Origin of the sequence: Bacillus sp. SD075, from assembly GCF_017355165.1 — a bacterium.
GTDB lineage: Bacteria > Bacillota > Bacilli > Bacillales > DSM-1321 > Peribacillus.
Window position 1 is genome coordinate 1 of the sequence record NZ_JADILK010000073.1, and the last position, 12,737, is coordinate 12,737.

Here is a 12,737-nt window from a genome sequence, read left to right on the forward strand (position 1 = left end):
GAAAAGACAGCAATAGCTGTCCTTTTTTATGGTGCGTATTAAAAAAGCCTGTTGTGCTTACGGGAAATAAATGGTTTTTTACAAAAAGAGGGAATGATTCAGGGGTTATCGGTTTAAATTTATCAATTTTATGAAATATAGCAATAATATCATGAAATATGATATCATTTTTAACAAATTAAAGTTTATATGGTAATTTTAAGAAATATTATATATAATGAAAAGTGTGAATATTGAATATATTATTTAAATTACTAGTGTAAAATAACAATAAAAAGAATCTTTTCACTAACACTATCGAAAATCGGGAAATAATATTTGAAGAAAGGATTATACATAAGGTTTGATTCGAGTTAAGAGATCGCTATATTTCGCTTTTGTAATTCTGATTATTATAAATTTTCAGTTTAGAAGATTGATTATGGGCGGGGGGCTAATTATGATAGTTTTTGACCGAGTGAATAAGTATTATGGCGATTTCCATGTATTGAAGGAAATTACTCTTACAATTAAAAAGGGGGAAGTGGTGGTTGTCATCGGACCGTCCGGTTCAGGGAAAAGTACACTGCTTCGTTGCATTAATCGTCTAGAGACCATTTCGGAAGGTTCTCTTTCCATAAATGGTTTAAATGTAGCGGATAAAAAAACAGATATAAACAAACTGCGTCGGAATATCGGTATGGTTTTCCAGCATTTTCACTTGTATCCACATAAAACCGTACTGGAGAATATCATGCTTGCTCCCAGGAAGGTTTTAGGGCAATCCGAGGAGGAAGCGAAAAAAATTGCACTAAAGTATCTGGAAAAAGTGGGCATTGGAGAAAAGGCGAATTCATTTCCTTCTCAGCTTTCAGGTGGACAGCAACAACGGGTAGCGATTGCCAGAGGTTTGGCAATGGGGCCCGAAATCATGCTATTTGATGAACCTACCTCAGCCTTGGATCCAGAAATGATTGGCGAGGTACTGGATGTAATGAAAGCACTTGCCCATGAAGGAATGACGATGGTGGTGGTTACGCACGAAATGGGATTTGCCCGTGAAGTTGCGGATCGAATCGTATTCATGGATGAAGGCAGGGTTTTAGAAGAGGCATCACCGGCTGAGTTTTACGCAAATCCTCGTGAAGAGAGGGCTCGTTTATTCCTTAGCCGTATATTAAATCATTAAATAAAAAACAGGGGGAATTACATGTTAAAGAAAAAGAAATGGTTAAAATTATCTTTGCTTTCATTACTAGCTGTCATTTTATTAGCTGGATGCGGCGGGGGGAATGATTCAGACAAAGCAGAAGAAGGTGGAGGTAAAGACAAAGATAAAGATGTTCTCGCACAAGTGAAGGAAAAGGATAAGATCGTTTTTGGGGTGAAAAATGATACAAGGCTATTCGGATTGAAAAATCCTAGTACTGGTGATGTAGAAGGCTTTGATATTGATATCGCCAAAGCTCTTGCAGCAGAAATCCTTGGTGATGAGAATAAAGTTGAATTTAAAGAAGTGACATCTAAGACAAGGATGGCATTATTGAATAATGGTGATATCGATGCGATTGTAGCAACCATGACAATAACGGAAGATCGTAAAAAAGAAGTTGACTTCACTGATGTTTACTTTGATGCCGGACAATCTTTGTTAGTCAAAAAGGGCAGTGATATCAAGGGGATTGATAGCTTAAAAGGGAAAAAGGTATTGGCCGTCAAGGGCTCTACTTCTTCCATAAATATCCGTGAAAAAGCTCCTGAAGCACAAGTGCTTGAATTTGAAAACTATTCCGAAGCGTTCGCTGCACTTAAATCCGGACAAGGGGATGCATTGACGACGGATGATTCCATCCTTTATGGAATGGCAGATGAAGATCCAAGTTATGAGCTTGTTGGCGGTACATTTACGGAAGAGCCTTATGGAATTGCTGTGAAAAAAGGAAATGCTGACTTTGTTGACGAGTTGAATAAAGCCCTTAAGTCACTTAAAGATTCAGGCAAGTACGATGAAATCCATGATAAATGGATAAAACATTAAACATTTTGGCAAATGTATAAGGGATGTTGACCTTAAATAACATTTGAATATTTGTCTGTGAGGATGAGCGTTTTGCTCATCCTTACTAGTTAAAGGAGTGTATGCCGTGCTTGATTTCTCCATTTTAACAGAGAATCTGGATATGTATTTATTAGGCTTTAAAAATACGATCATGTCGAGTTTGATTGCGTTGGTAGCGAGTTTGATTCTGGGTGTGCTTATTGCTATCATGCGGATTGCGCCAATAAAGCCACTAAACTGGCTGGGTACCGCATATGTCGAGTTCATTCGGAACATACCGCTATTGATCATTACCTTTTTCTTCTTTCTCGGTCTTAAACTAAGCGGTCTATACGCAGGGACCTTAGCCTTGACCATTTACACTTCATCTTTTATAGCTGAGGCCATTCGAGCCGGTATACTTTCCGTGCCAAAGGGTCAAATGGAAGCCGCCCGTTCTTCAGGTCTGACATATGGGCAGGCAATGAGGTTCGTCATATTGCCACAGGCTGTTAAAATAGTCATTCCTCCTTTAGGGAACCAATTTATCAATCTAGTTAAGAATTCATCCATTTTAGCCGTCGTTGCAGGACTCGATCTTATGTACCACGGGGATTTGATTTCTTCAAGGACATTTATCGTGTTTGATGTGTACATTTTCGTTGCAGCGTTTTACTTAATACTTACCATTCCTTTAAGTTTTGGCGTTGGTTATTTGGAAAAACGTCTGGCTAAGAGTAATTGAGGGAGGTATACGATATGGATTTTGCAGGTGCCTATACACCAGATAATCTTAAGTTTTTATTAGAAGGATTTTGGGTAACGCTCCAGGTAGCTTTTATCTCCATTATTCTAAGTTTCATTATTGGCGGGCTTGTAGGTATAATCCGTTACGCAAAAGTGCCGGTGTTATCACAAATATTAGCTTTGATTGTAGAAACGGTACGTAATTTACCTCTGTTATTAATCATATTTTTTACGTATTTTGCTTTGCCGGAGGTACGGATCAAACTGGAAATCATCCCAGCAGCCATTGTTGCCTTAACAATTTTCGAGTCAGCCATGCTTTCTGAAGTTATTCGAAGTGGGCTTAAATCCATTGATAAAGGGCAAATGGAAGCTGCCCGTTCATCAGGTTTGAGCTATACACAGGCATTGATACATATTATTCTGCCCCAAGCGCTGCGCCGCATGGTTCCTCCTATTGTCAGCCAATTCATTTCTTTATTAAAGGATACCTCTTTAGCTGTCGTCATCTCTTTGCCGGAGCTGACTCATCATGGTCAAATCATATATGGACAAAGTCAAAAGTATTTAATACCGATTTTGATCTTGGTGGCTCTCATGTACTTCATTGTGAACTATAGTCTTTCTTTGGCAGCCCAGAGACTTGAATTGAAACGGACCTAAAAGAGGCTGGGATTAAGAATTTTAGTCAACGATAAACCCGATCTATAAGCGGAATTTCCCGGCGAATAGATCGGGTCTTTATTTGTTCTTTTCCATAGATTTTGTTGCTTTTTGAATCCTATTTATAAAAATCTAGTGTAATGGAGCGGAAGACCATCGACTACTGAGGGAAATAGAGGAAAGGCTGAGACGCCGCAGGCTTTTGCCGAGGAGGCTCCCCGCTTCCTCCACGCGGAAAGCGAGTGTCTGTAGCGCAATGGAACGAACTTGTTCTTACAGCTTGAATGGATGAATAAAAACAACATATACGAAAACAGCATGATATTTAATGGGTAGAATAACTTAGAATGATTCGTCTTTGAGGATGGTTTATTTAGTTATGTCCCAGCTTCTTTATTTATCTACAAAATTTTTAGGTTCTGAGTGATTACCCGGACCATTATTATAAAAATAGATTTGGTATTACCCTCCAAGATTTTTATTTCATTTATATGGGATAAAACCTCACTAGATCGAAGAAATGTGAGAGACTCCTGCCGAATACCTGGCTAGGCGAGACCCCATAGGCGCTTGCGTCGAGGAGGCATGGCAGACAGTCGGCGGAAAGGGAGCGGATTTCTGAAATCAGCTGAAAATTAATCAAAAACTTTAGGCAAACGGACATTCTCCGAATTTGTCCATAGCCTGAAACTACACCTATAAGTCGTTTTTTACATGTATCGATCCGACCAAGTGTAGATGAATTAACTGGAAGGGCAGATTAGAATATTAGTGATGAATGAGGATAAAAAAATGAATCTTTTGCTTTTAATAACCGTATATATAAAGGAAGAAAGAAGGTGGAATATATGTCGGAAATTAAACCAAGCAATAGCAAAGCAATTGTATCATTGATCATGGGGGTATTATCCCTTTTTATTCCATTCATAGGCATCATATTAGGTATTCTAGGTTTAATATTTGCATCGAAGAGTAAACAAGAAATTAAGCTTACTGGTGAATCTGGAAATGGATTAGTGACAGCTGGAAAAGTGTGCAGCATTATTGGAATAATCTTGAATGTTCTCGTGATTCTGATTTTCCTTGTATTTTTTTATTTTGTAGTTGATACAGGCGTAACAACCTATTAAATGGTATTAACTGGACAAAGAAATAAATTAAACCTATATAAAATGGAAATTCATGTTATAATTAATATAAAAATCTAAATATTGTATGAAGGGATGATATTTTGACCATTCAAATCTTTGAGTATCCAGCCGTATTCTATTATGAAAAGCACCCGTTGATTATCGACTCTTTTTCCGTTCAAGTTTGTTTCCCGGATTTTAGGCGAGAAGGAATCATTTCTTCCGTTAGCGGTAAGAATCGGATAGATGCCTTAGCTTGTGCTCAAGAACTATTGGAATCCATGGTCGAACATTTTATTAACGATAAAAAAGTAATCCCCGATGCAAGTGAAATGGAAAAGCTGAATCTGGATAGGGGAATTAATATATGTGAGGCTGCACCCTTCAGGATTGAAATAGAAAATATCACATATGAAAAATAAAAAAACCTTGCCGGTTAGAGGACAAGGTTTTTATTTTGTATTTTTGAAATTCAATGAACATTCTGTAACCTGGAATGTCAGACCATATATTAGTACATAGTATATAATTTTTTTAGTAAGGAGAAGTTGACGGTTACTGCTGGATAAAATGCCTAGGTGTTTAATTTTTTTAACAAACCATCATTCCTTGTAAAAAGGAATGATGGTTTTTATTTCGCTTAAAAATTCCCTTTAATTATTTTTTATTTTGTGGAAAGGATATTGCGTTCTTTATAACGAATATGTATAGTATAGGTAACATAGGTAAAAAGTATCAATAGTTATATATTTTGGGGGTGTTTGTGTGAAATATTATATAGCATCAGACGAAAAAAATTTGAAGCAAGTAAAATCATTGATCAAGAAATTGGCTTCAAAAGGATTTACTTGTGTGAATGACATGAATTTAATTACGAGTGATGAGAAAAACCAAATAGCGGACGGCATTGGAGAATATGAAAAAAAGGGGATTGAGGAAGCTGATTTCATGCTGATCTTCCTAATTGCAGGCAAAGGTAATCTATATGAGCTTGGATATGCATTATCTTTAAATAAGAAAATTATAGTGTATTCACCTGAGAAAGACAATTATCATATTAATAAAAAATCAATATTTCATAATCTGCCCGAGGTAACGATCTGCAGCGGAACTTTTTATAAGCTGGTTAAATTGATACATACGCTTTCATCGGAAGGTTCTGAAAAAGACACACTGCATCTTAATTAAATGTCAAATGTAAAATTTAATGGATACCCTCTAATAAAATTTCTTTTTAACGAAGTGTTTAATGTATTCAAAATGAGGGTAAACACCATTAAAAAGGGAGAGGACTGTTTTGGCCATCATTGATATCGACCAATTATTATTAGCCACTGAAGCGATTGCAGAAGAGTCAGTTCCATTCCATCTTGATACATTTGACATCGATCAACTTTTAGATAAAACGGATTATTGGAATTGGTAACGAAAAGCATGCCCAGAGAGGATATGCTTTTTTTTCGAGTGAAAATAACCTGATTACCGGTATGAAAATAATACATGTAATCAGGCAAGTGAGGGTGTTTTAAAGAATGGGATGAAATCAATAACGTCGTCCTTTTACGAATCCTAAAATCACAAACATCGCGATTGTGCCAATGACAAAAATTGCTTTAATGGATGTTAAGAGAATTTCATCGTACATTTGTATTACCTCCTTGTATGTAATGACAGTGCGATTATGATTAGCTGTTTATGTATAAATTATAACATAAAGTCGATAAGTGGTGGTGGAAAATTAAAGACGATATGGGTAATAATGTATAGATTGTACAGTATAAACATAAAAAGATATCCACTGATTAGAGTATATCAGAGGATATCGGTAATAAAAATCATTTAAGTCCAAGTGCTTTTTTCGTTTTTGGTCCGACGACCCCGTCAGAAATAAGCTTTTTGGATTTTTGGAATCTCTTTACAGCTGCTTCTGTATTTTTTCCAAATGACCCATCTACGCCTTTAGTGCTGTACCCAAGTTTAGTTAACCTTTTTTGCAGTTCAATTACTTGTGGGCCACTGCTTCCTTTTTTTAGGGTTGCGTTGGCATTTACAGGGAGGCTAGCAGATCCGGTCACTTTATATCCATTCGTGGCAGCTATGTTGGCAAATGATTTATTCGAACTGGCAATCAAGACTACAGTGTTCATTCTCACCCTATCGTACAGCCATTGAACATCATCGTTATACATACGAATACATCCTGCACTTATATATTTCCCAATGGTTGTTGAATCATTATTGCCGTGTATTGCGTACGTATTACCTGGTGTATTCCTTGCATTGATTCCCAGCCACCTTTTACCTAGAGGGTTTTTTGGGTCTCCTCCTCTAATGTTGCCTTTATAATAGGGACGATTCACAATTTTTGTCACTACTTTGAACTTTCCTTCAGGAGTGTAGGAGGCTTTCTTTCCCGTCGCCACGATGAATACCTTCACCAATTTATCATTTTCGTAATAGGCAAGCTGATTATTGGATTTATTGATGATGATCAGTTGTCTTGCTGCCGCATCTGAAGTATTACTGAATCCTAAAAAACTAAAGGAGAATATCCATACAAATACAATTAATTTTTTCATGTTTTCACCGTCCCTCATTAAAGCAACCTATATTTACACATATACTATCCTATGCATGAAGTAAGGCTAAAGTGACAAATTTTTAAGATAAGGGTAGACTAATTAACTATGGGGATCTCAAGACTAGACCATTTTCTACATATATGCATACTTAGAGAATGATGGGCACTATTTTTGGCCATATTACATACATTATTGAAGTGAAAGCGGAGGTGGGAGAGAATTGTCACGCCTAAAGGTGGAGGACTATCTAGAACAAGGCATCTATGGTCAAAAAGAAATCAAGCCTGATGAACGAAGGGAATTTCTAGGCACATTACGGGAGCGAGTCGTCATCGTCCTAAAAAAAAGCCAAGTCTTTGAAACGAGTGTATATCCGGAAATAGAGCAAATGATGAAGCAGTACCCACGGTCAAATTTGTTTTTAAATGGACAGATGGATTATCAATATCTAGGGAAATATATTAAATTGGCAATGAGTCATAATATTCCTTACAAAATTGTCCTAAACAAAGATCATAACTCTCATTTGGGTCTGGTATTAGCAGAGAATAATGCCATAAACAAAGAGGAAATTTACATTGAGAAGCAACATCACGCCATTCAAGTTATAAAAAAGAAGAGCTACAAGGCGTTTATCAAACGGTGGGTTAAAAAAATATTTAAAAAACGTTGATAGAATTATCAACGTTTTATTTTGCTGCGAAAGGAGACTAGGCATGTTCTCAACCCGAACCATGATTTTAAAACAAGACTAGGTTGTCCTTCATGTTATTTTATGGCTTAATGAAAAATCATATTAGATTGAAGAAAGTGGCTAGACTCCTGACGAATAACTGGCTTGGCAGATAGCCGGAGGAAAGGGAACGGATTTCTGAAATCAAAAGAAAAGACTATAAGCAAACTCACTTTTCTTTGAATTTGTCTACAGTTTGAAACGTTAAAAGTAAAGACTTCATGCTTATGTAATCCTTTTACGTAGTCTATAAAACTTCCTGAAATTCCCTATCGTCGTTTTTACTACGGAATAAGTGGGGATAGCGATTAAAATGCCAATGAAACCATATATCGATCCTGCAGCAAGCAGCAATAAGATAATGGTGAGTGGGTGAATGTTAAGCCGTTTTCCCATAATATTCGGTGTAACCAAGTGCCCTTCGACCTGTTGAACAACGATAAGAACAATAAGTACTTTTACTGCCAACCCAATGTCTTGCTGTAAGGCAATGAAAAGGGCAGGGATGATGCTTATTAATGGACCAAGGAATGGTACAACGGTAAAGATCATGGCGAATAAGGCTAATACGAGTGCATAATCGAGACCGATGATCAGGTAGCCAATATACATCAAAGTCCCAATGACGATTGATATGATGAATTGACCGATAATATATGTTGAAAGGGCTTTATCGACGTCTTTTAAAATCGTGTTCCCCTCTGATTCTACATCTTTCGGTATATATTTTAATAGAAATGGCCTTAATTTATCTCCATCCTTCAAGAAATAGAATAAAATGAATGGTGTAATGACCAATACTGTTAATACACTAGTGATCGTGGAAAAAATGGTATGGACATTCACAATGAGTTTTTCCGAGTAACCTTTCAAATGCGTGACCGCTTTTTCTTTTAGATCTTCCATATTAACCATTCCAAAATCATTTTTTTCAATCATGACTTCAGATTCTTTAGAGAATTCCTTGACTTTGCTGGGGAGGTTTTCAGATAATTTTTGAAATTGGTCCACGGTTACAGGGCCTCCAAAGTAACTTACCATCCCAATCATACTAAATATAACCAAAAACACGGTGAAAATGCTAGCTGGCCTCGGGATAAATTCAGTTAAAAAGTTAACGACGGGCCGTAATATATAGTATAAAAGCCCAGCTACTATTATAGGAAAAAACATGGAAGCAATGATTTTTTGTAGCGGCTGCAGAACATAATCAATCTTACCTAGTAAAAAAATAATTAAAATGATCAAAATAATCGCGCATGCATATTTGAAAAACGGTTTATTGATCCACAAGGCAATCCCCCCAATTCCATCTCTTACTTGATTCCCTGATTTAGCCTAATGTTAAACTAAATAACTTGTTCAAAATGTTTGGTGCAAAACATGTTATAATGAACGTTTATCTTTCAACTTTAGTCGATTGTGCTGTTTCAATTTTGACGTAAAAGGAATGCTAGCTGACTGGTACCAGGAAATGGGGATAATGCCTGTTTAATGAAGGTCTTCAAAAAATATATCGGTCACTTTGACGTTTACCTTTATGCATATGTCGATAATAAAGTCTGCCTGCAAGAATGCACGGCTAACTGCATTTCCCAAAACTCCTGCGATAAAGTTGAAGAAACGCTCACAGCTGCCCCTGCAAATAATCGGGGTGCGATGACTTAATCCATAAAAATTTCAGATGTGCGGCTGTTTCAAAAGATACCCTGTTACGGCCATAACAAACTGAAAAAGGCATCATCAATGTAATTTCCATTTATGGAAGCTTACTTGATAATGCCTTTATGAAAGGTTTTAAATTAGGATATTTTACTTAATGTGTTCGTTACTCCTTGGTTCTGTTCTCTTTGTATTTTTTTTATGTCAAGACGCAACAAGATGGATATGGCGAATGCTATCGCAATTAATGCTGCGAAAACGTAGAAAACCGGGATGTAACTGTTCGTACTTTCCCTGATTGCAGTAACCAACATTGGGCCGCAAACCCCGCCTAGAGACCATGTAGTTAAAAGATAACCGTGAATGGCGCCAATTTCCTTAGTTCCAAATAAATCCCCGGCAAATGCAGGAAGATTTGAAAATCCTCCTCCATAACAACTAACGACCAGTAAGATAAGTCCTTGGAACAACAGTGTATTTGTGGTGGTTGGAAGTAAAAGGAAGGCTGCGATTTGAATGATGAAGAAAATGACGAAAACATTTGGACGGCCAATATAATCAGATGCTGCTGCCCATCCAAGTCTTCCTCCACCATTGAAGATCCCCATGATACCGACTAATGTTGCTGCACCTGCTACAGACAGACCAACAACGTCTTGAGCCATAGGTGAAGCTACCGAAATCATCATGATCCCTGCACTAGTATTTATCAATTTCATGGACCATAACATCCAGAAGTGTTTAGTTTTAACTGCTTCCTTTGCAGTCAATTGCCTTAGGTCTTTCTTCATTTCTTTCTTACCGGACTCAATATCTTTTTTCATTCCTTCAGGTAGCCAGTTGGCCTTTGGTGGTGCAATATAGGATGCACCTAAGAACATCAGTATGAAATAGCCTGCGCCTAAAATGTAATAGGTAGTATAAATGCCAACGGATTCCATAAGGCTTGCAGCTACTGGGGCTGTAATGAGAGCTCCGGCACCGAAGCCTAATACTGCCATTCCTGTTGCCAATCCCCTGCGATCGGGGAACCATTTGACTAAAGTGGAAACTGGTGAAATATACCCAATCCCCATTCCAAGTCCACTTAATACCCCATATGTCAATAGGTAAAGAGGAAGTGAATCGACCATCACTGCCAAACCGGAACCAGCTTGTCCTAAACCGAATAAAACAGCCGCGACCAAAGCCGACTTCCTTGGACCATTTTTTTCTACAAATTTACCAAAGAAGGCAGCAGAAGTTCCTGCAAGCGCCATCATTATTGTGAATGCTAACGTTACTTCAGTTTCTGACCACCCCATAGTCTCAACTAATGGCTTTTTGTAAACGCTATATGCGTATGCACCACCAATGGAAAGGTGAATGGCGATAGCGGATAAAGCGATTAACCATCTGTTTTTTGTCATGTTGTTACCCCTTTTCGTCAAAAATAAGAAAGTTGCATGCGTTTTATCTATAATATATCGTTTTGCATGCGTTTTATCTATCTTGTGGGATAAGTATATAAGATTATGATTTAGTAGTAAACTACTAAATTGAATTTCATGAATAATTTCCCTCTATTTTCCATTAAATGAAAAATGGGAAGGTTAAAAAAAACCAACTTTATGAATCAGAATAAAAAATGTTATACTTTCTTAGGTTTTTAATATACATATAAGTTTGTAGTGTTTTTAGAGTACCTGTAATCAATCAACAACTTACTGTGCATCTTTTTTTTGATAACCCTAATTACAAAAAGGGAAACGATTGAATTTACTTATGGTACCATGATGGAATAACTAGAATTAATCTCATTGGCTTTATTGTAATTATTTTGTTAAAATTAATCTAATATTCATGATTTCAAGACAACTTGCGAACAATAGGGATAGTTATTTTTTGAGAGGTTTCAGGAATAATTGATTCTTTTTTCAGGAATCATAGTCTGGAAATCAAAAAAAATCCATTTATTTTAAAAAAATTCCGAAAATTTCGTCTTGAAGGGTTGAACTATGATTCCTGATAGGAGTAAACTAATTAAAGATAGATTTTATGGAAGTGAAATCTTGTAAATTTAATCAACAAGGGGTTTTGGTAATGAAGGAACATGACATGCAAATCACGCTTAGTACAACAAAGAAAGAAAAACCACAGGCGGACCAGCTTGAGTTCGGTAAGCAGTTTACCGATCATATGTTTATTATGGATTACACACAAGGGCAAGGGTGGCATGATCCAAGAATTGTTCCTTATCAACCGCTCGCATTAGAGCCGTCAGCTATGATTTTTCACTATGGTCAATCCGTTTTTGAAGGATTGAAGGCATATGCTACACCAGAGGATGAAATTATCTTATTCCGTCCGGAAAAGAATTTCCAACGCTTAAATAGTTCAAATAGCCGATTATGCATACCGGATATCGACGTTGATTTTGCGTTGAAGGCCTTAAAGACTTTAATTAGCGTTGATAAGGATTGGATTCCCCAGGCAGAGGGCACATCCTTATATATCAGGCCATTCATTATAGCCACTGAGCCTTATCTTGGAGTTTCTCCATCGGATAAATATCAGTTCATCATCATCATGTCACCAGTGGGCTCGTATTATAAAGAAGGCATTCATCCAGTTAAAATTGCAGTGGAGTCAGCTTTTACACGTGCAGTTAATGGAGGTACAGGCGAGGCCAAAACGGGTGGTAATTATGCATCGAGCCTAAAAGCGCAGGAAGTATCCGAAAAGATGGGGTATGCCCAAGTTCTTTGGTTAGATGGTGTGGAGAAAAAGTATATCGAAGAAGTTGGAAGCATGAATGTTTTCTTCAAAATTAATGGTGAAATTATCACTCCTGCGTTAAATGGAAGTATCCTACCGGGCATCACGCGTGATTCCATAATTGAATTGTTGAAACATTGGGGTCTTCCTGTGTCGGAAAGACGCATTTCGATGGAGGAAGTCCATGAAGCCTATAAATCAGGTCACCTGGAAGAAGCCTTTGGAACGGGTACAGCCGCGGTCATATCACCAATTGGCGAATTTTTATGGAATGGTGAAGAAATGATTGTTCAAAGTGGGGAAACTGGCGAACTTTCTAAAAAGCTTTATGATACACTGACAGGTGTCCAAACAGGTAAAGTCGCAGACGAGTTGAACTGGACTACGAAAGTAGAAGAAAAAGTGACTCAATGATATTTAAACAAAAAAACCTTCTTTGAAGGTTT

The 12,737-nt window shown here is 37.2% G+C and carries 14 protein-coding genes; 11 read left to right on the forward strand and 3 right to left on the reverse strand.

Annotated features, from left to right (window positions below; all coding sequences use genetic code 11):
• Positions 1-439 precede the first annotated feature (439 nt).
• From IOC57_RS24445 to IOC57_RS26205, 8 genes are all read left to right on the forward strand, one after another.
• Positions 440-1,168 carry an amino acid ABC transporter ATP-binding protein gene (locus IOC57_RS24445; protein ID WP_207441126.1) on the forward strand — a complete coding sequence of 243 codons (729 nt, stop codon included), beginning with the start codon at positions 440-442 and terminating at the stop codon, positions 1,166-1,168.
• A 21-nt stretch (positions 1,169-1,189) separates the two neighbouring features.
• Positions 1,190-2,017: a transporter substrate-binding domain-containing protein gene (locus IOC57_RS24450; protein ID WP_207441127.1), complete on the forward strand. Its 828-nt coding sequence runs from the start codon at positions 1,190-1,192 to the stop codon at positions 2,015-2,017.
• A gap of 106 nt (positions 2,018-2,123) precedes the next feature.
• The gene (locus IOC57_RS24455) at positions 2,124-2,762 is read left to right on the forward strand and encodes an amino acid ABC transporter permease (RefSeq protein ID WP_207441128.1); all 639 of its coding nucleotides are present in this window, start codon (positions 2,124-2,126) and stop codon (positions 2,760-2,762) included.
• Between the two features lie 14 nt (positions 2,763-2,776).
• The gene (locus IOC57_RS24460; protein WP_207441129.1) at positions 2,777-3,427 is read left to right on the forward strand and encodes an amino acid ABC transporter permease; all 651 of its coding nucleotides are present in this window, start codon (positions 2,777-2,779) and stop codon (positions 3,425-3,427) included.
• An 848-nt stretch (positions 3,428-4,275) separates the two neighbouring features.
• A complete protein-coding gene (locus IOC57_RS24465) occupies positions 4,276-4,557 on the forward strand; it encodes a DUF4190 domain-containing protein (protein WP_207441130.1) in 282 nt (93 codons plus the stop codon).
• A gap of 101 nt (positions 4,558-4,658) precedes the next feature.
• Entirely contained in the window at positions 4,659-4,979 is a 321-nt protein-coding gene (locus IOC57_RS24470) for a type II toxin-antitoxin system HicB family antitoxin (RefSeq protein ID WP_207441131.1), read from the forward strand.
• Positions 4,980-5,301: 322 nt separating this feature from the next.
• Positions 5,302-5,745, forward strand: coding sequence for a nucleoside 2-deoxyribosyltransferase (locus tag IOC57_RS24475; RefSeq protein WP_396020884.1), 444 nt, complete (start codon positions 5,302-5,304; stop codon positions 5,743-5,745).
• A gap of 109 nt (positions 5,746-5,854) precedes the next feature.
• Positions 5,855-5,983, forward strand: a complete 129-nt coding sequence (locus IOC57_RS26205; RefSeq protein ID WP_260288268.1) for a hypothetical protein — start codon at positions 5,855-5,857, stop codon at positions 5,981-5,983.
• A 409-nt stretch (positions 5,984-6,392) separates the two neighbouring features.
• Here the strand turns inward: IOC57_RS26205 and IOC57_RS24480 are convergent, their stop codons facing one another.
• Positions 6,393-7,136: a L,D-transpeptidase family protein gene (locus IOC57_RS24480; protein ID WP_207441133.1), complete on the reverse strand. Its 744-nt coding sequence runs from the start codon at positions 7,134-7,136 to the stop codon at positions 6,393-6,395.
• 223 nt (positions 7,137-7,359) lie between these two features.
• Between IOC57_RS24480 and IOC57_RS24485 the strand changes: the two genes are divergently transcribed.
• Positions 7,360-7,812, forward strand: a complete 453-nt coding sequence (locus IOC57_RS24485) for a YueI family protein (RefSeq protein ID WP_286185166.1) — start codon at positions 7,360-7,362, stop codon at positions 7,810-7,812.
• A 285-nt stretch (positions 7,813-8,097) separates the two neighbouring features.
• Here the strand turns inward: IOC57_RS24485 and IOC57_RS24490 are convergent, their stop codons facing one another.
• Positions 8,098-9,165, reverse strand: a complete 1,068-nt coding sequence (locus IOC57_RS24490; protein ID WP_207441134.1) for an AI-2E family transporter — start codon at positions 9,163-9,165, stop codon at positions 8,098-8,100.
• Positions 9,166-9,366: 201 nt separating this feature from the next.
• Between IOC57_RS24490 and IOC57_RS24495 the strand changes: the two genes are divergently transcribed.
• Positions 9,367-9,540, forward strand: coding sequence for a hypothetical protein (locus IOC57_RS24495; protein WP_207441135.1), 174 nt, complete (start codon positions 9,367-9,369; stop codon positions 9,538-9,540).
• Between the two features lie 134 nt (positions 9,541-9,674).
• Here the strand turns inward: IOC57_RS24495 and IOC57_RS24500 are convergent, their stop codons facing one another.
• A complete protein-coding gene (locus tag IOC57_RS24500; RefSeq protein WP_207441136.1) occupies positions 9,675-10,943 on the reverse strand; it encodes an L-lactate MFS transporter in 1,269 nt (422 codons plus the stop codon).
• A 673-nt stretch (positions 10,944-11,616) separates the two neighbouring features.
• Here IOC57_RS24500 and IOC57_RS24505 point away from each other — a divergent pair.
• Positions 11,617-12,705, forward strand: a complete 1,089-nt coding sequence (locus IOC57_RS24505) for a branched-chain amino acid aminotransferase (protein WP_207441137.1) — start codon at positions 11,617-11,619, stop codon at positions 12,703-12,705.
• Positions 12,706-12,737 lie beyond the last annotated feature (32 nt).